22 protein-coding genes are annotated in these 20,623 nt (G+C 40.0%); 16 read left to right on the forward strand and 6 right to left on the reverse strand.

The window, feature by feature from the left end; translation table 11 throughout:
* Window positions 1-63 precede the first annotated feature (63 nt).
* Genes E6139_RS19110 through E6139_RS19125 form a run of 4 tightly spaced genes read right to left on the reverse strand, consistent with a single transcriptional unit; the run spans window position 64 to window position 3,762 of the window.
* Complete coding sequence (locus E6139_RS19110; protein ID WP_316405129.1) at window positions 64-1,521, reverse strand: HAMP domain-containing sensor histidine kinase; 1,458 nt, start codon at window positions 1,519-1,521, stop codon at window positions 64-66.
* The gene (locus tag E6139_RS19115) at window positions 1,518-2,207 is read right to left on the reverse strand and encodes a response regulator transcription factor (RefSeq protein WP_316405130.1); all 690 of its coding nucleotides are present in this window, start codon (window positions 2,205-2,207) and stop codon (window positions 1,518-1,520) included. The genes E6139_RS19110 and E6139_RS19115 overlap by 4 nt, the downstream gene beginning before the upstream one ends.
* Before the next feature lie 52 nt (window positions 2,208-2,259).
* Window positions 2,260-3,039, reverse strand: a complete 780-nt coding sequence (locus tag E6139_RS19120; RefSeq protein ID WP_316405131.1) for an ABC transporter permease — start codon at window positions 3,037-3,039, stop codon at window positions 2,260-2,262.
* 12 nt (window positions 3,040-3,051) lie between these two features.
* Complete coding sequence (locus E6139_RS19125; RefSeq protein ID WP_316405132.1) at window positions 3,052-3,762, reverse strand: ABC transporter ATP-binding protein; 711 nt, start codon at window positions 3,760-3,762, stop codon at window positions 3,052-3,054.
* A 280-nt stretch (window positions 3,763-4,042) separates the two neighbouring features.
* Here E6139_RS19125 and E6139_RS19130 point away from each other — a divergent pair, with 280 nt between their 5' ends.
* The 6 genes from E6139_RS19130 (at window position 4,043) to E6139_RS19155 (ending at window position 8,233) form a co-directional block, all read left to right on the forward strand.
* Window positions 4,043-4,372, forward strand: coding sequence for a hypothetical protein (locus E6139_RS19130; protein ID WP_316405133.1), 330 nt, complete (start codon window positions 4,043-4,045; stop codon window positions 4,370-4,372).
* A 127-nt stretch (window positions 4,373-4,499) separates the two neighbouring features.
* Window positions 4,500-5,033, forward strand: coding sequence for an RNA polymerase sigma factor (locus E6139_RS19135; protein ID WP_316405134.1), 534 nt, complete (start codon window positions 4,500-4,502; stop codon window positions 5,031-5,033).
* Window positions 5,026-5,763, forward strand: coding sequence for a hypothetical protein (locus tag E6139_RS19140; RefSeq protein WP_316405135.1), 738 nt, complete (start codon window positions 5,026-5,028; stop codon window positions 5,761-5,763). Before E6139_RS19135 ends, E6139_RS19140 begins: the two co-directional genes overlap by 8 nt.
* Window positions 5,764-5,765: 2 nt before the next feature.
* Window positions 5,766-6,635, forward strand: coding sequence for an ABC transporter ATP-binding protein (locus E6139_RS19145; RefSeq protein WP_316405136.1), 870 nt, complete (start codon window positions 5,766-5,768; stop codon window positions 6,633-6,635).
* Between the two features lies 1 nt (window position 6,636).
* The gene (locus E6139_RS19150; protein WP_316405137.1) at window positions 6,637-7,794 is read left to right on the forward strand and encodes an ABC transporter permease subunit; all 1,158 of its coding nucleotides are present in this window, start codon (window positions 6,637-6,639) and stop codon (window positions 7,792-7,794) included.
* 217 nt (window positions 7,795-8,011) lie between these two features.
* Window positions 8,012-8,233, forward strand: a complete 222-nt coding sequence (locus E6139_RS19155; RefSeq protein ID WP_316405138.1) for a hypothetical protein — start codon at window positions 8,012-8,014, stop codon at window positions 8,231-8,233.
* A gap of 141 nt (window positions 8,234-8,374) precedes the next feature.
* Here the strand turns inward: E6139_RS19155 and E6139_RS19160 are convergent, their stop codons facing one another.
* On the reverse strand, window positions 8,375-9,016 hold the full coding sequence (locus tag E6139_RS19160; protein WP_316405139.1) for a helix-turn-helix transcriptional regulator: 642 nt from the start codon (window positions 9,014-9,016) through the stop codon (window positions 8,375-8,377).
* A 688-nt stretch (window positions 9,017-9,704) separates the two neighbouring features.
* Between E6139_RS19160 and E6139_RS19165 the strand changes: the two genes are divergently transcribed.
* Both E6139_RS19165 and E6139_RS19170 read left to right on the forward strand, forming a co-directional pair.
* Window positions 9,705-9,968: a hypothetical protein gene (locus tag E6139_RS19165; RefSeq protein WP_316405140.1), complete on the forward strand. Its 264-nt coding sequence runs from the start codon at window positions 9,705-9,707 to the stop codon at window positions 9,966-9,968.
* Window positions 9,969-9,993: 25 nt separating this feature from the next.
* On the forward strand, window positions 9,994-10,317 hold the full coding sequence (locus tag E6139_RS19170) for an SdpI family protein (RefSeq protein WP_316405141.1): 324 nt from the start codon (window positions 9,994-9,996) through the stop codon (window positions 10,315-10,317).
* A gap of 69 nt (window positions 10,318-10,386) precedes the next feature.
* Here the strand turns inward: E6139_RS19170 and E6139_RS19175 are convergent, their stop codons facing one another.
* Entirely contained in the window at window positions 10,387-12,171 is a 1,785-nt protein-coding gene (locus E6139_RS19175; RefSeq protein WP_316405142.1) for a sigma-54-dependent Fis family transcriptional regulator, read from the reverse strand.
* Between the two features lie 168 nt (window positions 12,172-12,339).
* Here E6139_RS19175 and E6139_RS19180 point away from each other — a divergent pair, with 168 nt between their 5' ends.
* From E6139_RS19180 to E6139_RS19215, 8 genes are all read left to right on the forward strand, one after another.
* Window positions 12,340-13,575, forward strand: coding sequence for a four-carbon acid sugar kinase family protein (locus E6139_RS19180; RefSeq protein WP_316405143.1), 1,236 nt, complete (start codon window positions 12,340-12,342; stop codon window positions 13,573-13,575).
* A gap of 19 nt (window positions 13,576-13,594) precedes the next feature.
* Window positions 13,595-14,752 (forward strand): iron-containing alcohol dehydrogenase, encoded by a 1,158-nt coding sequence (locus tag E6139_RS19185; protein WP_316405144.1) that lies wholly within the window; start codon window positions 13,595-13,597, stop codon window positions 14,750-14,752.
* 18 nt (window positions 14,753-14,770) lie between these two features.
* The gene (gene dapA / locus E6139_RS19190) at window positions 14,771-15,667 is read left to right on the forward strand and encodes a 4-hydroxy-tetrahydrodipicolinate synthase (RefSeq protein WP_316405145.1); all 897 of its coding nucleotides are present in this window, start codon (window positions 14,771-14,773) and stop codon (window positions 15,665-15,667) included.
* A gap of 16 nt (window positions 15,668-15,683) precedes the next feature.
* Window positions 15,684-16,709 carry a 4-hydroxythreonine-4-phosphate dehydrogenase PdxA gene (gene pdxA, locus E6139_RS19195; protein WP_316405146.1) on the forward strand — a complete coding sequence of 342 codons (1,026 nt, stop codon included), beginning with the start codon at window positions 15,684-15,686 and terminating at the stop codon, window positions 16,707-16,709.
* A 12-nt stretch (window positions 16,710-16,721) separates the two neighbouring features.
* Window positions 16,722-17,174, forward strand: coding sequence for a YhcH/YjgK/YiaL family protein (locus tag E6139_RS19200; protein ID WP_316405147.1), 453 nt, complete (start codon window positions 16,722-16,724; stop codon window positions 17,172-17,174).
* 17 nt (window positions 17,175-17,191) lie between these two features.
* On the forward strand, window positions 17,192-18,355 hold the full coding sequence (locus E6139_RS19205) for a sialidase family protein (RefSeq protein WP_316405165.1): 1,164 nt from the start codon (window positions 17,192-17,194) through the stop codon (window positions 18,353-18,355).
* A gap of 171 nt (window positions 18,356-18,526) precedes the next feature.
* On the forward strand, window positions 18,527-19,804 hold the full coding sequence (locus tag E6139_RS19210; RefSeq protein ID WP_316405148.1) for an SLC13 family permease: 1,278 nt from the start codon (window positions 18,527-18,529) through the stop codon (window positions 19,802-19,804).
* 14 nt (window positions 19,805-19,818) lie between these two features.
* Window positions 19,819-20,571 carry an SDR family NAD(P)-dependent oxidoreductase gene (locus tag E6139_RS19215; protein WP_316405149.1) on the forward strand — a complete coding sequence of 251 codons (753 nt, stop codon included), beginning with the start codon at window positions 19,819-19,821 and terminating at the stop codon, window positions 20,569-20,571.
* The last annotated feature ends 52 nt before the right edge of the window (window positions 20,572-20,623 follow it).

The raw sequence follows: 20,623 nt of genomic DNA on the forward strand, positions 1-20,623 counted from the left end.
CTACCCTCCAAGAGATGCATAATAGTCTTGGAGGGTAGTTTATTTAGGATAAATTTTCATATTCTATAAAAATAAAAACACTTGAAACATTTTTTCCTGATCATTCATTTCAACAAAGACGATCTTTCCACCATGTTTTTCCACAATTTTTTTACTGATAGCAAGCCCCAGTCCGCTGCCGTTTTTAGTGGTTCGAGAACTATCACCACTGACGAATGGTTCAAATAAATGTTTCTGCAATTCTTTCGAAATCGGATCGCCATTGTCTTTGATCTCGAAAATCACTTGATTATCATTTGTATAGAGTCGGATATGAACAGCTGTTTCTGGCGGATTGTGTTGCATACTGTTGCCGATCAAATTATCAAAAACGCGCCGTAATTCGACGGGATCACCAGAAATCTCTACGGATGTTTCTATCAGATCAAATGTCAGCTCGATTTGATTGCTTTCAGCTGCATCAAGCTGATCCAACAAAACTTCACGAATCAATTCTGATAAATCGAACTTCTGGATGTGCAGCTGATAGTCAGGACTTTCTAGTTTTGAGAAGATCAGTAGTCGATTCACTAGCTCGTTCATGTGATCGGTTTTTGTAATAATGGTTTCCATTGTTTGATTCAGCTTATCCTTACTAACTAAGCCATCGGCCACGGCTTTGGCTGAACCCTGGATCGTAGTGAGCGGTGTTCGTAAATCATGAGCCATGTTGGCGAATAGCAGCTGTCGTTCCTTTTCATAAGAGGATCGTTGCTGTTCTGCTTCCTCTAGCTGTTTTGCCATATGATTGAAGGAATCTTCAATTTCCACGTATTCATACTCGGCATTCATATGGATCTTTTTCGAATAATCGCCGTTTTTTATTGTTCTTAGTCCGTCGATTAGAACCGTATTTGGAGCGACGATGTGTTCTTTGACCGATTTCGAGTAGCGTCGCACACAAAGAATGAAGATCAGTAACAGTGGAATCGCAATTATTGGTAGCCACTTAAAACCTGATGAAGCAATAAGAGAGGAAAAATTATGGTAAACAGGTGAAATATTTCCTCGGATTTGGCTCTGAGGCAGTTTTGCAACACAAGTATAGTTTCGACCATCTTTGCCTTTAAATGAAGAAAAAGTCGCTAGGTATTGATGCCCTTTATCGCCGATAGATACATATAAAGAACCGAGTTGGTAGATTCTCTTTGCAAGAATAGACGTTAATCCGTCCATCTCTAACAATTCTTTTTGTGTGTAATGGCTCTTTCTTTCTTTGACTTTTCCTTTAGTATAGATCACATTATTCTTGTCATCGAGAATCTCAACCCAGCCATCAACAGCTTCCAAAGCGGAAACATCCATTTTTTTATAATCAGTTCGAACGATCCTTTCAGCGGAAAGTTCAGCGGAGGTAGCGTTTATACCTATGAAAAGTTGCATAACCCCAGCAAAAACCGACATCAAAAAAAGCAACAACAGTGAGGTCGTGATATACTTCTTCGTCAAAAAGCGTCCTAATGATTTGGGCTTCTTCTTCATGGCAGTATCTTATATCCTAATCCGCGGATCGTATGGATATAAGATTCCTCCCCTCTGGTTCCTAATTTTTCTCTGAGACGGCTGATGTAGACCATGATATTATTGTCATCCACAATATAGGTATCTTCCCAAACGGCTTCGTAGATCTGCTTTTTGGTAAATACACGTCCTGGAGTACCCATTAAAAGACGTAAAATCTTGAACTCGATCGAAGTCAGAGCGATTGGTTCGTTTTCTTTGAATAGGAGGCATTGATCTAGATCGAGAATCAAATCATGAAGCGCGATTTTTTCCGGTTCATTGACTTCTTGCGCTCCCAAAGAGTAGAAGCGGCGAAGCTGAGCGCTGACTCGAGCGACTAACTCCAAAGGATCGAAAGGTTTGGTCACATAATCGTCAGCACCGATATCTAGGCCTAATACTTTGTCCGCACTGGCATCCTTAGCAGTCAAGAAGATGATGGGCATATTTTTTTCAGCCCGGATTTTTTTGATCAATTGATAGCCGTTCAATTTCGGCATCATGATATCTAAAATTGCTAGATCAATTTTTTCTTGTTGAATACAGGCCCAAGCCTGCTCACCATCGGAAGCAGTGAATACCTCGTAGCCGTCCTTTTCCAAATATAAGGTGACAAAATCAACGATCCCTTGCTCATCGTCGGCCACTAAGATTGAAAATGCCATCGAACAACACCCCTTAACTAATCATTTCTCTCTATTATACCGTTCAAGGAGGCTATTTTATATCCACTCTTTTAAAAAGCAGTGAAGTCAGAATTAAAAGAAGGATGATGACTAAAAGAGAAGATAGAAATGCTGGAAGCAGATACTCCGCTTTTCCGCTAATCAAATGATTACTAACTGACAATGCCGAATATTTCGTCAGCTCAAAGGCATTGGTATTGATCAAATAACTGACCGCAAACATGCTGACCAGCGAAATGATAAACGCGATAAAAGGCGATAGAAACAATCCCGCCAATAGAGTTACTGCCATGAATAGCGCAAGATGCAGAAAAATGAAACCAATCATTGCCGCAGCATTTGGTAAATCAATCATGGAAGAAGAGAAATTGCCGTTTCCAATCGATGATTCTGCGACAAAGAGATAGTAACTGCCGCCCGCTGCGAATGTAAATAGGGCAAATGCACCAAGAGCTGTCGTTACTAAGGCTAAAAATTTGGCGCTGATGATCGGACATCTTTTGCCGATTCGAAGTAACGTCATTTTGATTTGTCCGCTGGAAATCTCGCCGGAAAACTGAAAAGCCGTGACTAAAATCAATAAAATGCCCCAAATCCCCAAAGTATTAAAAAACGACCACATGGCAGTAACAAAGTCGAGACAAGCGAATCTGCCATCACCGGATGCTACCGCGCCTGTAAAAGTTAGTCCGCCAGTCGAGATACCAAAAGCCATGATCACGATCAAAATTGACGGAATCAGCAGGATCAAGCTATTTTTTCTTTTCAACGTTTTGATCATTTCCATTTTATAAATTGTCCATATTTCCATGATTTCTTCCTCCTATTTCATTAGCTCAATCAATTGAGCCTGTTGATTTTCAAAATGTGTATTTTGATCGGAATAGCTGATAATGCCGTTGCTTAAAACGAGAATATTGTCGGTCAAGTCGCAGATTTCCTGCATTTGATGACTGGAGAAGAGGATGGCGGTGCCACGTTCACGACAAAGCTTTCGCAATATTCCTTTGACTTCTTCCACGCCGATTGGGTCGAGGCCGACAAATGGTTCATCCAAAATCAATAACTCTGGTTTCGTCATCAATGAGAGTGCCAGCGCTAGACGCTGTTTCATTCCAAAAGAAAAATTCTTCACTTTTTTCTTAGCGGCATTATTTAGTTCCACAAATTCCAAGCTTTCCTGAATCATCCGTTTTCGATCCTTCCGTGGAATTGAGTCGATCAAGCGAATGGAAAGCATCAAATTATCGTAAGCGTTCAAGTCTTCATAAAATTGGACATCCACCAGCGAACCGATTTTCATTTTTGTCTGAGTATCCGTCGTGTTCAGATTGTGTCCGTTAAACAGCATTTTTCCTTCAAAATTAGCGGTCAGTCCTAAAACACATTTCATCAAGGTGGTCTTGCCGGCACCATTTCGACCAAGTAACCCGGTAATTTTTCCTGGCAGCATCTGCAAATCGATCCCCTTCAAAATTTCGTTGTGCCCATAGCTTTTTCGCAAATCAGTAATTTCTAAGATCGTTGTTGTCATGATTTTTACCCCCTGTTCCTTTATAGGTTTAGTATAGGGAGGCAAACTTGCATGGAACTGGTCTTAACCTTAAAGTAACCTTACAATTCAAAATAATCGAAACGATAAATTATAGAAGATAAATAAGTGAACTTTATTATTTGGATACATATTTTGGTATAATTAGGGTGACAAAAAAAGATGTTTCATTATTAAAAAAGGTTTTGTGATCAGTAGGCAGAATATACTTTATTGTATTGTGGCGTGTCGATTCTTTTGTTAAAAGTGATGGGGTGAAAAAATGGGAAAAGTACTACTAATTATTGATGCAATTTTAGTGTTTGTTATCATTTATTTGCTGATGAAGCACTCAAGAGATTCAACAAAAAATGACGCAGTTCACTATGACTTAATTGTCTCAATCAAAGTAGAACCTGCACCAAATATTATCCAACATGCAAAGATCAAAGACGCCGCGACTTGGCAGGTTTATGGAGAAGGTGTCTTCAGAGGGAGATCGCCGCTGACAAAAGAAGAGATGAAACGCCTGCTGATGGAGGAGCTGTGCTTATTGGAAGAGAATGTGATTGTGGTGGATGCCACCGATAATTTTGTGAAGCAGCGGGCTTAGGAAAACAAAATTAGAACAGATCGAGAGAAGCGAAAAAAAGCTTCTCTTTTTTTTGCTCATTTTAAATGATTTTTGTTTCTCGTTTGTTAATCTTAATGAAGAGGGATTTCGAAAGAAGGTGAGAACAATGAATGACTATCTGTTGATTTTACGGATAAAAAGTGGCGATTCTCAGGCATGGGAAGTGCTGGTCAATAAATACTATGATCAAATTTTTGCTTATTGTGTTCGCCGTTGTTATGGAAATCGTGTTCTCGCTGCCGATTTGTCACAGGATATTTTTTTGAAGCTGATAGAAAATATTGACAGGTATCATTTTAGCGGGAAATTTTTCAATTATCTATTTACGATTGCGGTCAATACCTGTCATAACTACCACAAAAAGAAGCGTTTAGAAACCGTCACCTATGAAGAGTATCAAATAACAGAAGACAGGGCTTCATTCGACATGCTGAATAAAAATGAGAGTATCCAAAAAGCATTGGATTCCTTGAATGAGGATCAAAAGGATGCAATCATTTTGAAGTATTATCTAGGCTTTAAGGTAAAAGAAATCGCAAAAATTACTGATACATCTGTGCCGACAGCTCAATCAAGGATCAATCAAGGGTTGAAAAAACTGGAGAAGTTTTTGGATAGAGAGGAGTTTGAGCATGACTAAGAAAATTGAAAAAGCTTTATTATCCTATCAAATTTCTAACGAAGAGAATAAAAAACAAGAAACGATTGATCTTGGACTCAAAAGGATTAATCAAAATCAGCTGAGAAAGCATTCCTATTTAAATCTTTTTCTTTCGACACTTCGCTTCATTTCAATAAAGACATGGATTAGTCAGTTTTTGATTTTAATACTTAGCATAGTTATGGTTTTTGTCCATGCAACGAAGGGAACCGCCCTTTCTTTGATGATGGATAGTTACATGATTCTATTGATTTTCTCGATTCTTTTTTTTACAGATGAGATTTACAAAAGCTTTACCTCAGGAATGTGGATGATTGAGCAGAGTTTCAAATATGATTTGCGACAACACACGTTAATGAAGCTGCTGATTTTTGGCATTGCTGACTTTATTCTGATTTTTTGTATTTCGCTGCTGTCACATGCGACATTAGCAATTCCGTTGATAAAAGTTTTGTTTTATTTGCTAGTCCCATTCAATGTTTTTACGATCATTCTATTCTCGACGGTCACATTTTGGCGCAACAATATGAATCGAACCGTCTTATGGTGCGTAGCCGGATTGATTGGGGCAGCGAGCATTATCATCATGAATTTATGGAATATCTATGAGATTGCTTTTTCTTACTGGATCGCAGGCTTTATTTTTACTAGCAGTATCTTGATGTACGTAGTCTACAGTCAACTAAGACAGATTCCAAAGGAGGGATAAAAATGGAATTAACGCTAAGAAATATTTCAAAAACATACGGAGATGTGCAAGTTCTTAATAATGTATCCTTTGATTTGAAGCCGGGGGTGTATGGACTTCTCGGAGCGAATGGCTCAGGAAAGACAACCTTATTTAGAATTCTGTGCGGTCTGATGAAGCCAACCAGAGGAGATGTCCAATACAATCAGCAAAATATTTTACGGGAAGCGGAGAACTTTCGCTGTATCTTGGGGTTTCTGCCACAGGATTTTCGCTATTACCCTGATTTTTCTGGATTAAAATTTATGCTCTATGTCGCTTCACTGAAGGGCTTGAATAGAAAAGTAGCTAAGAAGAAGTGCAAAGAATTACTTGAACTGGTTGGATTGTCAGATGTTCAAAATCGGAAGATCAAAACCTATTCCGGCGGGATGAAGCAGCGATTAGGGATCGCACAGGCGATGATTAATGATCCGGAAGTGCTGGTTTTAGACGAACCAACTGTTGGGCTCGATCCTAAAGAACGTGTGCGGTTTCGGAATTTGCTTTCTTCATTTTCTGAAGAAAAAATCGTCATTTTATCGACCCATATCGTTTCAGACGTGGAATACATCTCAGATGAAATCTTGATCCTCAAGCAGGGGTCATTAATCAATCGAGGGACACCGCAAAAACTCGTGCATGAAATCGATGGCGCAGTCTGGGAATGTGTCGTTCCTGATAAATTGGTTCATCAATTGACTCAAAAATATACCGTCAGTAATCAAAAGCATTCCGATGAAGGGATTGTTTTAAGAATCGTCTCCATCGAACAACCGTTAAAATCAGCGAGACAAGTGACACCGACACTAGAGGATCTCTATCTGCATTATTTTAGAGAGGAGGCGTTATGAAATGAGAGAACTGCTGGGATTTGAATTTGAGAAAATCAAGAAAAGCAGAACCACTCAAGGTGCCATCATCGCAGGGTTAATCATTTTGGCAGGAATCCTTTTTGTGGGTTACTTCTATAGTCAAGATTATTCTATTCAAAAGGGCAATGAAAAATCAGGATTTCAGACGGATGTAAATGAATTGATTCGGGACAGATATTCAGGAGATTTTACGGATGAAAAGGTTGAGATGATCTTTACAGATTATTTGAAATTTCGACAGGAGAATAGTAAAGAATTTTATAGTACACCAATGTTTTATTATCAGATGGGGCAGCATATGTTTGAGGATCAAATTGCTGGAGTCTCAGATCAAATGATCAGTAAAAACGAACAAGGGAAACAGTTGACAATAGACGAGATAAAAATCAAGAAAGTCAATTCTTTGAACCTGAAAAGCTTTGGTAAGCCTTTGAAAATCGGCAACTATTCTCCTTGGAAAAACCTATTTACAGTAGTTGGACAGGTTTTTATCTTAGTGAATGTACTAGTGATCTTGATTTGCGCACAGATTTTTTCAGGGGATACAAGCAATAATATCAATCAACTCCTCTATGTGACCAGATATGGACGCAGTAAAATGAATGCTGCGAAACTTATCGCGGGTATCAAAACTTCGACGCTGGTCTTTATCGGGTTTCAATTGTTAACTTTTGGTCTATTCAAGCTATTGTTTGATACTTCTGGCGGAAGCTCAAGTATTCAGACTAACTTCAGCATAAAACTATTTGATTTTCCATTGGAGTGGACTCACTGGCAGGCACTGTTTTTCATCTTGTTCTTACAGCTAGCGGGTATCTTGTTCTCAGCCAGTGTGACGCTTTTGATTTCGGCGATCATGCAAACACCAATGTCAGCATTCTCTTGTTCATTAGGTCTGTTTTTCCTACCTTATTTATTGACCAAGCTGTTTAGAGTGGGATCAATCAATGATTTCTTACGACTGTTTCCTTTAAACTTTTCTGACCCAGTAAGTACACTTGCCAGATTTTCATCAGAAGGGTTTATGTTAAACTCATTTACAGGTAATATACTGGTAATCTTCGTTTTCTTGATCTTCTCTAAAACGATCTTCGATTTATTGGCATATTTGAAAATGAAGAATTGGCGATTTGCCTAGAAAATGTCAGATGATCTTTAGTACAAAAGCGTACTAAAGATCATTTTTTCGTTTATCAACAACGACAGGTTGCTAAAAAAATAGGATAACGACTTAAGCTGTCCCAAAATGGGAGAATGGTCAAGCGATGCCTTCGATTGATGAACTCGTTCAAGGTAGCCCACACTTTAAGAGACCAAGAATGGTTGGTGGGAATTTTACGTACAGAAAGGGATTAATGTTTTTGATGATATGGAACGCGATCAGTGTTCTTCTGACGAATTTTGGGTATCCGCCGATGCAGCAGGTTTATTGGTTGGTTTTGATTGTCGGTCTGTTGCTTGTGTTTCCAACGATTTTTTCAGATTATTGGATCATAGAACAAGAATATCTGGAAATTCAGCTGTATTCTCAGAATAATTTCCGAAATTTATCGCCTTTTTGTCAAGAAAGCAGGTAAAGGTGGTTGATTTGCAAAGTATTATTGAAGCATTCGTGAGAGGCGAATCCATTTTGAAACATTACGATAATAAAGCCGAATGACCGTTTGCTTTCATTTTAGAAAGTCGTTCAGTCATTCGGCTTTACGTTTGTTAAGTTCTCACAGCGGGTATTTTTGATAGTGATATTGTTTGTCCGCGTTATTAATGATCGTCCAGTTAATCGAGACTTTCCTATCTTTGAACTTTAATTGTTGAAATTGCTCAGTAGTTGAATGAATAGAGTAGTAGCTGAATTTCTGTGGTCGTTTTATAAAGAAGGGTTCGAATTTTTCAACAACCCGCATTTCGTCCGAGCCATTTTTTACCAACTCGACTTTACGATTATTTTTTGAATCAATTCTAAGCGTCGCATTATTATCGGGTGTCTTTGCATAGTCAATACGAACATTCTTACTTTCAACGTCCCAGCCAACTACAAAAAGTTTCAAACTCAAACCTGTAACAACAAAAAGTCCGATCAGTATTCCCGCTAAAACCTTAATGATGGTACTTTTTTTCTTACTTGTTTTAATTTTTTGCGAGTAATCTTCTACCATATCGATATCCTCCTTCAATAAATGATCCAGCGAGAGGTTCATTACTTCGCTCAATCGAACAAGGACTTCCAGATCAGGATAATTTCTGCCAACCTCCCAATTGGAGATACTCGTTCTTGAGATATGAAGCTGATCTGCTAAATCCTGCTGAGTCATATTTTGTCGCTTTCGTTCCTCTTTTAACCGATTAGAAAAGTTTTTCATTTTTTCCTCCCTCTACTTCTATGATAGAAAAATTCTCGTATAATTAAAGCTCGCGCTTGTGGCATAGACTTTCTAAGGATGTCAGTCGGGCTGACATTCCGTATTTCCAGTATATCGTAAAATGGTTTTAGGATTTTCTTTTTCGTGGGCAAATAAAATAGCACTCAACAAAGTGTCAAGTGCTGTTCAAAAATTGTCGTTCAATTGTAGCTGATTATTGTAAACACAACCAAGAACCGATAGCAATGAATGATAGGGCGGTGATATAGACGATGAGGCTAGTGCATTGAAGGATTGCTTTCCCGCTTTCGCTATCTCCTCGAAAAAAAGGAAAGAGCAGATCATATCTACGAAAGATAAATATGCGACAAGTGGCGAGAGCAAAAACAATTCCTAATAATAAAAGAAATAATGGCATACTGATGGTCGAAGTTGCTTCCAGAAAAACACACAAGACTATCGAGACAACATATACATATTTTTCCAAAATGGCCACCTCATTCTTTTGATTAAATTTCTTTCCTTTTTATTATACGCAATCAAAGATAGAATCGACTGCCAGCAATTGCGATAGTGTCTTCCAATTTTTTAGCATTTGTAAAAAACTAGGGAAAATGTCCGTTGGAATACGCATTGTGGAGGTTTACGGGTGATATAATAAATAAAAAGTTTACTATGAGGTGGGTAAATGAGTAACCATGCATGGCTTCAGCTGATTCAATCTGTTTTCATTGTTCTTGTCGTGTTGATAGTGATCGCATTAATCTTCAAATCGATCAATGGCTTGATCTGGGCAAGAACGACTTATCAATTTAAGATACATAAACAGGATGACCGTTTTAAGTTTGAACGAGGGTTTGGTACGAAAATTCGTTTGCTCATTCAAAGGGTTTTGATACCGTGCTGTATTCTCGTTTTAATCGGGCTATTGTTAGTCTATCTGTTTCGTTAAAAGATGTTGAAGAGGAGAGATTGTGATGATTTGGTTGATTGGTTTGCTGCCAACGGCGCTTTTTTTCGTATTTATGCCTGTCTTAGAGACGGTTATCGCTCAAAAGGATCGCTATCGAACGCAATCGGTTTACGGATTTCGCTCAACTAGAGCAGTAAAAAATCCGGAAAATTGGAGGAAAGCGCAGCTGGCTGTCAGAAATTCTTCGTTTGTATTTGGCGGTGTCCAACTCGTGTTTACGCTACTTATATGTTCATGGTCAGAGGATCTATTTTTGATCGCAAATGCTGTTTTCCTTGGAGTTTTGTTAGGCATTCAATTTCTTTACGTCAATAGCAAGCTTGATTAGTTAAGACAAACAAAAGGAGGAGAAACGATCACTCAGTTTCTCCTCCTTTATTCGTCTAATTTAAAGTCTTTAATTGTCTTTCAAATATCGCCATAGTGTTGTGCGGCTGATTCCCAACTGCTCAGCTGTTTTGGTTTGATTGCCATTATTTTGCTCCAACACATTCAAAATGATTTCCTTCGAATAATCAAAGAGGGTAGGATTCTCCACTTTTGTTTGCAGAGTAAAGCTTCCCGAGTGAGAGTCCGAGAAAGTTTGAATCAAGCGTTCTTTTCTCAGCAATTGGATAACTTGATGCTCAGAAATATAATGGGTGGTTGAATTGATCACCAATTCTTTGATAGCTGATTGCAGCTGATTGAAGTTTCCTGGCCAATCAAAGGCTAAAAATTCCTTTAGCGCGTTGGGATCAAAGCCGATCACATCCTTGTTGCATTCGATATTCATTTTATTCAACAGCAAAGTCGTGATCGCGTTCAGCTCGTGTTTTCGTTCTTTGATCGGTGGCGAATAGATACTGGCGCAGTTCAGTTCAAAAAGCAAGCGATTATAAATTTTTTCTTCACTGACGTTATTGGTATTGTAGGTGAACAGCAAATTATTTCTTTGCAGAAGCTTCGTGTTTTTTACGATCGTGATCAGCTGCTCGGCGTCTCGAACTGAGAGCTGTTCAATGTTCTGGAAAAGCAGTGTATTATTCTCATCCACTAGTGGGCCATTTGTGGAATTGACGAGAAATTTCCACATTTTTTCATTCATCAGCTTGGCATCAATCGAAATCAATTGATTATTGTGCATTTCCTGATTCAAGAAGGCTTGATAAGCAATACTGGACTTCGCTGTTCCGGTCTCGCCAACAATAATGATGGAGTTATAGAAATTATTGATTCGCTGCAATTCCCGTTTCGTCTCATCTTGAATGAATTGGGTGAACAGGAGCTTGGTCGTGAAGATTTCTTCAATTTCCGCTCGTTTTTGGTAAAAAATCCCAAAGCGATTGTTAATGATCGGTGGAGTTGAAGCTTTTAGATTGCAACTGAAATAGGTCGAATCATCGATCGTTATTTTTTTTACAGAAAGCATATAGACCTTGTTTTTGAAGGTATGATAGTATTGGTTTTCGTTTGTCATATCTTTTTTTGTGCTTAAAGATTTGGCGATCGAGTCGCAAAGCTCCATTGAAATATTGGAATAATGAACATGAAAAGTATCGTCAACAATCACGAAGCTTTGTTTTTGCTGCTTGATGCTTTCTTCTAGGACGGACTTCTCATGAATGACTCTTTTTAGCTGCTTCGCGATGGTAAGCGCCTCTTGATATGCGTGTTTGACACTTTCGAAGCCAGAGGTAATCAAGATGGTATTGATTGATTTGGTCAAGGCCAAGCGATTGGTGATCGCGTCGCAGAGAATCATTTCATAGTTTTCTTCTACTAAGATATCTAAGGTCATATTTGCATCGGTCATTTTATCTAGCGTAATGATCTTAATGTTATAGCCCAAAATATCGCAGAGTAAATGAGCCGGCTCCGTAATACTGGCGTATCCAACGATCGCAAAATTTTCAGTATAGTTTTTGGCTAAGCGAATGGTGCCGAGAATATCATAGATAGAGATCGAAACATCTATCACCGGAATCGAGACTACTTGTCGGATCAAATCAGCAGTACCGCCGCGGGAGATGATCGCGTCGTAATTATTATCGAACCGCTCAGCTGCGACCTGTTGTCCTTCTTCCAGATCGGCTGTGTAAATATCTGATTCTACCTCTGTGAATTGCTTACTGACGATACTCATTGAATTATTCAATTCTTCATAAGGGGCAATTCCCAAAATTTTGATTTTCGTTGCCATAGACTTTCTCCTTGCGTTTCATATTGAAACTATTATAGCGTGTTTTTACTTTTTAGAATATAAAAAATGCGAAAACGTTTCAAAAAGAAACGTATTTTTCTTCTAAGAAATATCAAAAGGCGAGTAAGCAAGCTAAAATGAAACCATGAAATCAAAGGTGGTGAACGGATGATTAAGCTACTAATTATCGCGGATGATTTTACAGGAGCCCTTGATACCGGCGTTCAGTTTTCAAAGCAGGGGATTCCAACAGTAGTTTCAACCGATACAACTATAAAATTTACTGAAATGAATAAGGAAATCGATGTTTTAGTGATTGATACGGAAAGCCGGTACTTGAGTTTTGATGAAGCCTATCAATTGATTCATGAAATAATTGTAAGCGCTAAAAAGGCTGAAATACCTTTTGTCTATAAAAAAGTTGATTCCGCTTTACGGGGAAATGTCAGCGCGGAGATCAAAGCGGTTTTAGACGCTAGTAAGAAGTCTGCGATTCCGTTTTTGCCAGCTTATCCAGAAATGAATCGTGTATTAATTGATGGAAATCTGTATATCGATCAGGTGCCAGTTTCACAGAGTGTCTTCGCAGACGATCCCTATGAGCCAGTGAAAGAAAGCAATGTTTTACACCGATTGAAAAATGAAGCGAATCTTGATGGGCAACTATTCAAAGAAGAGCTGCCAGAAGAATGCAAGGGTATTTTGGTGTTCGATGCCGAAACGGACGAGAATTTGAAACAACAAGCAGAAATCTTGGAGCAGGCAGAGTTACTATCAATCACGATCGGTTGTGCAGGATTTGCAAAGGTATTGGCCGCCAAGCTATTTCCTGAAAGTGAATCAACGGATTATTTCTTGAAAAAACCGCTCGTTGTGATTTGCGGAAGTATCAATCCTATTACGAGAAAACAAGTGGATTACGTAGATCAACAAAACTATCCCAGAGTTTCCTTGACCCACCATCAGCTACTGCAATCAAATTATTGGTCCAAAGCAGAAGGTCAAAAGGAAATTGATGAGTATCTTTCATTAATGAAGAGAAATTCATTGATTCTTTTTGAAACACTGAGCGAGGAAACGAGTTTAGGAATCGAGTCTTATAGCCGAGAGCAAGGATTAGACATTTCGGACTTTCGTTTTAAAATCGGGCAATCGTTGGGAGAATTGACTCAAGCGATTTGGTCAAAGGAATCTGAAAATACTTTTCTCTTCACTGGTGGAGACACGTTGTTCCAATCAATGAATGTGTTAGGAATCAGTCAGATAAAACCAATCGCTGAAATCAGTGCTGGTGTGGTTCTTTCCTCTATTGAATGGAAAGGACAAGAAATTCAAGTCATAACTAAGTCCGGCGGGTTTGGAAATGTCGAACTTTTTGAAGAAGTCAGTCAATTAACAAAGTAGGAAAACGGAGGAAGAAAAAATGCTAGCAGATTACAGTTTAAAGATGCCAAAAAATATTATCGCTGGTGAACATGCGATTGAGCAGTTATCAGCGATCATCGCTAAGGATATTCAAAAGATCGTGATTTTTACCGATAAGGGAATTTTAGGAGCAGGTTTAGTTGATGCACCGAAAGAACTAATCGAAAAAGCTGGCGTAGATTATACGATCATTTCAGAGATTCCGGCGGAACCAAATTATCATGAAGCGCAGGCGATGATCGATGAATTTAAAAAGGAACAAGCGGATTTTATTATCGCGATCGGCGGCGGCAGCGTGATGGATGTTGCCAAGCTGGCATCGATCCTGGCAACAGATGAGTATACGGTCAAAGAATTATTGGATGATCCATTGCTGGCGAAGAAACAAATCACCAGCCTGATGATTCCAACGACCGCTGGAACTGGTTCAGAAGCAACGCCAAACAGTATTGTGGGAGTGCCAGAAAAGGAATTGAAGATCGGGATCGTCAATCCTGAAATGATTGCTGACTACGTGATCTTAGATAGTCGAATGATCAAGAACTTGCCAAAACCAATTGCCGCAGCGACTGGCGTAGATGCGTTATGTCACGCGATCGAATGCTTTACATCTGCTAAAGCTAATCCAATTAGTAACACCTTTGCCTTAGAAGCACTTGATTTGATCATGAACAATCTCATTGAAGCTTGCACGAATCCAGATGCGCTAGAAGCCAAAAGCAAGATGCTGTTAGGCTCATTTTATGCCGGAGTTGCCATCACTTCATCGGGAACGACCGCGGTTCACGCGCTTTCGTATCCGCTAGGCGGAAAATATCATATCGCTCACGGTGTATCCAATGCGATGCTGTTGACACCGGTGATGAAGTTCAATGAACCAGCGATTAAAGATTTGCTGGCAGTTGCTTATGAACGGGTAATCAAAGATGGCGATAAAGCCTTGTCCGTTGATGAAAAGTCTAGTTACATGATCAATCAGTTAGAGGAAATCGTTAAAGAGTTGGAGATTCCGACAAGCTTGAAAACCTTCAATGTACCAGAGGAAGATCTGGATGATTTGGTAGCTGCAGGCATGGAGGTTACCCGATTACTAGTAAATAATAAAAGAGAAGTCACACCAGAGGATGCCAAAAACATCTATCTGGAAATCTTATAAAGGAATGGGGAAGAAAAAATGACAGAAATCAAAGGGATCATCTCCCCGATTTTAACACCAATGTATGAGGATGAACGTGTGAATTACGAGGAGCTGCGGGTGCAAATCAATCGCTTGATTGACGGCGGCGTTCACGGAATCTTTGTTTTTGGTACAAATGGAGAGGGCTATATTCTTTCAGAAGAAGAGAAAGTCGAAATCATGAAAGTGGCAGTAGAGGAAGTGAAGGGACGGGTTCCTGTCTATGCATCCACTGGTCTGGTGGGCACTAAAGATACGATCCGTTTATCACAGAAAGCCAAGGAAGTCGGTATTGATGTGCTATCCATTATCACACCATCCTTTGCGGCTGCTTCACAAGACGAGCTGTATACCCACTTTAAAACAGTTGCGGAAAATGTGGATATGCCGATCGTTTTATACAACATTCCTGCTCGGACGGGAAATGCTATCGCACCAGCCACCGTTGGGAAATTAAGTAAGATTGAAAATATTATCGGAGTGAAGGACAGCAGCGGGAATTTCGACAATATTCTGCAATACATTGAACAAACTCGCGATCGGAAAGATTTTGCTGTTCTTTCCGGCAACGACTCCTTGATTTTATGGACGTTATTAGCTGGCGGACAAGGCGGGATTGCTGGTTGTTCGAACATTTATCCATTTGTTATGGCGCAAATCTATGAACAATTCTTAGAAGGCAAAATTGACGAAGCACGCACATACCAAGATTCAATTCGTTCATTTAGAGATTGCTTCAAATTCGGCAATCCGAATACGATTGTCAAACATACAGTTGGTTTATTAGGCTATCCAGTTGGAAAATGTCGTGCGCCTTTCAATCAAGTATCTTCACAAGCGACAGAGGCGCTGAAAAAAGTAATCGCCGAAAACCAAGAAAAAGGCATGAAATAGGATAGGGGGAAGCAACATGAAGAAAATCATTGGAATCACCATGGGCGACCCAGCAGGCATTGGACCGGAAATTGCGATCAAAGCACTGGACAAACAGGCGTTGTATGATCGGTGTGATCCTATTCTAATCGGTGACAAAAGTGTCTTGCAATACTATTTAGAAAAACATCCAGAACTAGAGCTAGCTATCAATGTAGTGAACAAACCGAGTGAAGGCAAGTTCACGTTTGGCACGATTGATTTGATTGATCTGAACATTGTGGATATGAAGGATTTGCCGATCGGAGAAGTCTCTAAGGTTGGAGGAAACGCCGCTTTTCATTATGTAAAAAAAGTGATTGAGTTAGCTATGGAAAATGAAGTGGATGCTACTGTTACCAATCCATTGAACAAAGAAGCGATGAATGCTGCTGGCCATCATTATGCGGGGCATACTGAAATTTATGCTGATCTGACAGGCACGGAAAAATATACAATGATGCTGGCTGATGGAAACTTGCGGGTCGTGCACGTATCTACACACGTGTCTTTAAGAGAAGCCTGTGATCGTGCCACGAAAGAACGCGTATTGGACGTGATCCGAATCGCGGATCAAGCCTGTAAAAATCTGGGGATTGCAGAACCGCGGATCGCAGTGGCTGGACTGAACCCTCATTGTGGTGAAAATGGGTTATTTGGACAAGAAGAAATCAAAGAAATCAATCCTGCAGTAGAAGCCGCACAGGCGGAAGGGATCAAGGCTTTTGGTTCACTACCGGCAGATACCGTATTCTCAAAGGCTAACGGCGGTATGTATGACATTGTTGTAGCGATGTACCACGATCAAGGGCACATCCCGCTGAAAACATTAGGCTTTGTCTATGATCAAAAAACAGGTGCCTGGGAAGCAGTCAAGGGAGTAAACATCACGCTTGGGTTGCCGATCATTCGAACTTCTGTGGATCATGGGACTGCTTTCGATCAGGCTGGAAAATGGACAGCGAGTGAGTTCAGTCTCGAGAATGCCATTGATTACGCCATTCGTTTAGCCGAAAATTCATAGGAGGCTGATGAGATGATTATTGACGCTGTAGCGAATTTGCAGCACTATACCAAATTATTTCCCAACATCCCTGAAGCGATCGAAGCGATGAACAGCATTCAGCAACAGGAATTTAGTAAAAAATATTTCTTTGAGGGTGGTTACTTCTTCTTTCAAGAGGGAGCGACCAAACCCATAGAAGAGGCACAATTTGAAGCGCATCGAAAATACGTGGATCTTCAGATCGTTTTGAAGGGTGAAGAGTACATCGCTTGGAACAAAATTGATGATCTAGACGAAGTAATCCCATACGACGATGAAAAAGATGTCCAAAAGTTTTCGGGCAAAAATGCTCACAAGATGAAGATGTCAGAAGGAATGGCGTATATCTGTTTTCCTTGGGATGGACATAAAGCGGTATTTCATGTGGACCAGCCGCTTCACTTTAAGAAAGCTGTTATTAAGTTAGCGCTTAATGAAAAATAAAAGGAGGAAAAAGTATGATGAAAGAATTACCAAAAGTAAGACAATCTGAACCGAATGGTGTTGTGTACCGGGATGAATTTTTAAATGTGGATTTTGCATTGATCCCAACAGGTGGAAAAGCCACGGCCCATGCTCCAGCTTTAATCGAAAAAAGAGACGGCGGCATGTTGTGTGCATGGTTTGCGGGAAGCTTTGAGGGCAGCGGAGATATTTCCATTGCTGTATCAAAATTAGATCCTGAAACTCAGGTTTGGTCTGAAGCTGAGATTGTTTCTAAAGGTGAGGACCGCAGTGAACAAAATCCAGCCTTTTTCCGAGCTCCAGATGGCGACATTTGGTTAATCTATACCTCCCAATTGAGTCGCCAAGAAGGCAAAGATAACATGCAGTTTACTTCTATTATAATGGTTCAAAAATCCAGTGACGAAGGACAGACTTGGGGAGAGCCCGAAGTATTGTTCAATAATGAAGGAACCTTCTCTAGACAAGCGATTCAAGTATTAAGTAATGGTCGTTGGATCTTCAGTACTTGGCTCTGTGAAGACTCCCCAGAGGGATTGACAAATGATCCAACAGAATTTCAAGTATCAGATGATCAAGGACAAACATGGAAAGCTGTACGGATGCCGGATAGTAGCGGGCGAGTTCATGCAAACTTAAATGAGCTGGAAGAAGGTCATTTAGTCGCATTCATGCGTAGTCGCTTTGCGGATCATGTATATAAGAGTGAATCTTTTGATTTTGGCGACACTTGGACTGTACCAGAAGCAACAGTTTTACCGAACAATAATGCCAGTGTCAGTGCAATTAAGCTGCAAACGGGTGAAATCGCTTTAGCGTATAATGTGAACGCTGCCAACAACGCGGAATTCGGTAAAGTTGCATGGCCAGGACTGCGAAATCCAGTCGCAGTATCAGTGACTGAAGATGGCGGAAAAACGTGGCCGATCGGCAGAATCTTTGAGCCGGCGGAAGGGTATATCGGTATCGAGAACAAGACCAATAATACTCAACATGAATACCCAACGTTATATCAAGATAGTAAAGGACTTTTGCATTTAGTCTATGCTTATAAAAATCGTTTGTGTGTGAAATATGTTCGTTTCACAGTGGAAGACTTATTTGGGGAAAAGCGTGAAGCGGAAGGCGTTTATAATCCTACTTCCGGTGAAGGGGTTTAAAAATAGAGAATTAGTAATGGATTTATCCCAGCATCAGTGTGTTGCGCTGCAGAGCGACCGCTGCTCAGGACTTAGAATTGAATTACGATTACTGCTGATACATAAGGCGGATAGCAGCATTATGTATCAGCAGCAAGTGAAAAAACAGTTTTAATAAAGGAGAATACAAAAATGACTATTGAAATGATTCTCGCCCTGGGTATTTTGGTCTTCATGATCGTTTTGATCATGTCCGACAAAATGGCCTTTGGCGCACCACCATTGTTGGCATGTCTCTTGTTGGTAGTAACGGGTTTATCAACGGTTCAAGAAGCTTTTGCAGGATTTGTGAATTCAAGTGTAATCATGGTCGCGGGTTTTATGGTTGTAATGGCAGGATTGATGAAAACCAGCTTGATCAGCAGGGTCCAATCCACGATGATCTCATTGGTTAATCGCGGCGGATATAAAAGTTATGTATTGTTACTGATTGTTGTTATGCTAGGTGCGAGTCTGACCGGTTCAGGTTCTACTGGCTATTATGTTCTTATTTTATCGTTAGTATCGATGATTCCTTATAACAAAAAAATGCCTACTTCAAAGCTAATGATGCCTTTAGGTTTTGCTACAAACCATCCATTATTGCCTTTCAACTGTGCACTATTTTATGGCGTAACAGTCAGTGTTTTGGAAACGGTAGGGTATAAAGATACGATTTCTATGCCAAAATTCGCGATTGTTAACTTTATTTTAGCAATGGGTTTCTTAGTCTGGAGTTTGATTGCTTATCGTTTATTACCAGATCATCCAATCACTGAACCTGGCGAAGAAGATAAAAACGAAGAATCGGAAAAAGTAGTATTGCCAGCTTGGAAAGAAAATCTCACGATTGCATTATTTATCCTTAGTGTTGCCGGCATGATGATGATGAATACTTTAGGGGACGCCTCATATGTCATTCCAGGACTAGCAGGAGCAGTGATTCTAGTGATCAATGTTCTAGATTTCAAAGAAGTGCGTGACAGCATGGGCGCACCTGTAATCTTAATGATGGCTGGAGTGATCGGAGTCGCGGATGCGTTAGCGAATACTGGATTTACAGCGATGATTGGAGATTTGGTCGCAGAGACTATCGGAACCAACTTCCATCCGTTCTTTTTAGTCTTGATCTTTGCTTTATTGACTAGTACATGCGCAACCTTTACAGGTTCAAACATGGGGTCGGTTTATATCTTCGCGCCGATCGCAATCGCGACAACCATAAGTCTAGGTTTAAGTCCGGTTGCGGCAGCGACTGCAGTCGTAATCTCTGGTTGGAATGGCGGCTACATGCCAGTTGATGGAATGCCAGCGATGATTATGGGGATGGGTAAATACAAATTGCCTGAGTTTTGGAAGTATTCAGTGCCTATGTATCTTATTCGAATCGTGGCTTTAACAATTGGTTCTGTCGTAGTCTTCCCATTTTAAGATGAGGTGACGAAATGCCAGCGAAGGATTTTGCAGGAAAAGTTGTGATTGTGACTGGCGGCAGTCGCGGAATTGGTAAAGAAATTGCCGTTAGTTTTGCGAAAGCCGGAGCTGCGGTCATGATTTGTGGAACAAATACGAAAAATTTAGAAAAGGTAACGACTGAAATCACAGCGCTTGGCGGGAAAAGTGCTTTTGTGACTGCGGATGTTTCTAAAGTTGGGAATTGTGAGGAAATCGTTGATCGGACACTAAAAAGGTTCAATAGGATCGATATTCTTGTTAACAATGCTGGAGTGATTGACCGAAGCTCTACATTAGATACGTCAATGGATGATTGGAAAAAGGTTATTGGTGTAAATCTGGATGGAGTTTTCTATCTTTCTCGACTAGTCTTAACCGAGATGCGAAAGTTCGGAGCAGGAAATATTATCAATATTACATCTACTTCCAGTGTTGCTCCGCATGCTAACGCTTCACCAAGTTATGGAGCGTCAAAAGCTGCAGTGACCTACTTAACGAAACACTTTGCACTAGAATTTGCCAGGGACAAGATTCGGGTAAATGCGATTCAATGTGGCCCAATCGAATCAGAAATGACCGATCAGTGGTCGACGGAGTATCGTCAAACTGTATTAAACAATATTCCGCTCGGACGTTTGGGGAAACCTAACGACGTCGCTCAAGCTGCACTCTATTTATGTTCAGATGAAGCTGATTTTATCACAGGAGCTAGCCTGAATCTCAGTGGCGGGAAATGGATGTAAGAAAAAAAGTATAAATATGGATTCTTTTACGAGTATTGACCGTTCTCCATAA

The sequence above is a fragment of the Enterococcus sp. genome (assembly GCF_032555305.1).
Lineage (GTDB): Bacteria > Bacillota > Bacilli > Lactobacillales > Enterococcaceae > Enterococcus_A.

Coding starts and splice junctions, on each gene's coding strand:
- E6139_RS19110 (WP_316405129.1), bottom strand. CDS start 1,521: ATGAAGAAGAAGCCCAAATCATTAGGACGCTTTTTGACGAAGAAGTAT.
- E6139_RS19115 (WP_316405130.1), bottom strand. CDS start 2,207: ATGGCATTTTCAATCTTAGTGGCCGACGATGAGCAAGGGATCGTTGAT.
- E6139_RS19120 (WP_316405131.1), bottom strand. CDS start 3,039: ATGGAAATATGGACAATTTATAAAATGGAAATGATCAAAACGTTGAAA.
- E6139_RS19125 (WP_316405132.1), bottom strand. CDS start 3,762: ATGACAACAACGATCTTAGAAATTACTGATTTGCGAAAAAGCTATGGG.
- E6139_RS19130 (WP_316405133.1), top strand. CDS start 4,043: ATGGGAAAAGTACTACTAATTATTGATGCAATTTTAGTGTTTGTTATC.
- E6139_RS19135 (WP_316405134.1), top strand. CDS start 4,500: ATGAATGACTATCTGTTGATTTTACGGATAAAAAGTGGCGATTCTCAG.
- E6139_RS19140 (WP_316405135.1), top strand. CDS start 5,026: ATGACTAAGAAAATTGAAAAAGCTTTATTATCCTATCAAATTTCTAAC.
- E6139_RS19145 (WP_316405136.1), top strand. CDS start 5,766: ATGGAATTAACGCTAAGAAATATTTCAAAAACATACGGAGATGTGCAA.
- E6139_RS19150 (WP_316405137.1), top strand. CDS start 6,637: ATGAGAGAACTGCTGGGATTTGAATTTGAGAAAATCAAGAAAAGCAGA.
- E6139_RS19155 (WP_316405138.1), top strand. CDS start 8,012: ATGTTTTTGATGATATGGAACGCGATCAGTGTTCTTCTGACGAATTTT.
- E6139_RS19160 (WP_316405139.1), bottom strand. CDS start 9,016: ATGAAAAACTTTTCTAATCGGTTAAAAGAGGAACGAAAGCGACAAAAT.
- E6139_RS19165 (WP_316405140.1), top strand. CDS start 9,705: ATGAGTAACCATGCATGGCTTCAGCTGATTCAATCTGTTTTCATTGTT.
- E6139_RS19170 (WP_316405141.1), top strand. CDS start 9,994: ATGATTTGGTTGATTGGTTTGCTGCCAACGGCGCTTTTTTTCGTATTT.
- E6139_RS19175 (WP_316405142.1), bottom strand. CDS start 12,171: ATGGCAACGAAAATCAAAATTTTGGGAATTGCCCCTTATGAAGAATTG.
- E6139_RS19180 (WP_316405143.1), top strand. CDS start 12,340: ATGATTAAGCTACTAATTATCGCGGATGATTTTACAGGAGCCCTTGAT.
- E6139_RS19185 (WP_316405144.1), top strand. CDS start 13,595: ATGCTAGCAGATTACAGTTTAAAGATGCCAAAAAATATTATCGCTGGT.
- dapA (WP_316405145.1), top strand. CDS start 14,771: ATGACAGAAATCAAAGGGATCATCTCCCCGATTTTAACACCAATGTAT.
- pdxA (WP_316405146.1), top strand. CDS start 15,684: ATGAAGAAAATCATTGGAATCACCATGGGCGACCCAGCAGGCATTGGA.
- E6139_RS19200 (WP_316405147.1), top strand. CDS start 16,722: ATGATTATTGACGCTGTAGCGAATTTGCAGCACTATACCAAATTATTT.
- E6139_RS19205 (WP_316405165.1), top strand. CDS start 17,192: ATGAAAGAATTACCAAAAGTAAGACAATCTGAACCGAATGGTGTTGTG.
- E6139_RS19210 (WP_316405148.1), top strand. CDS start 18,527: ATGACTATTGAAATGATTCTCGCCCTGGGTATTTTGGTCTTCATGATC.
- E6139_RS19215 (WP_316405149.1), top strand. CDS start 19,819: ATGCCAGCGAAGGATTTTGCAGGAAAAGTTGTGATTGTGACTGGCGGC.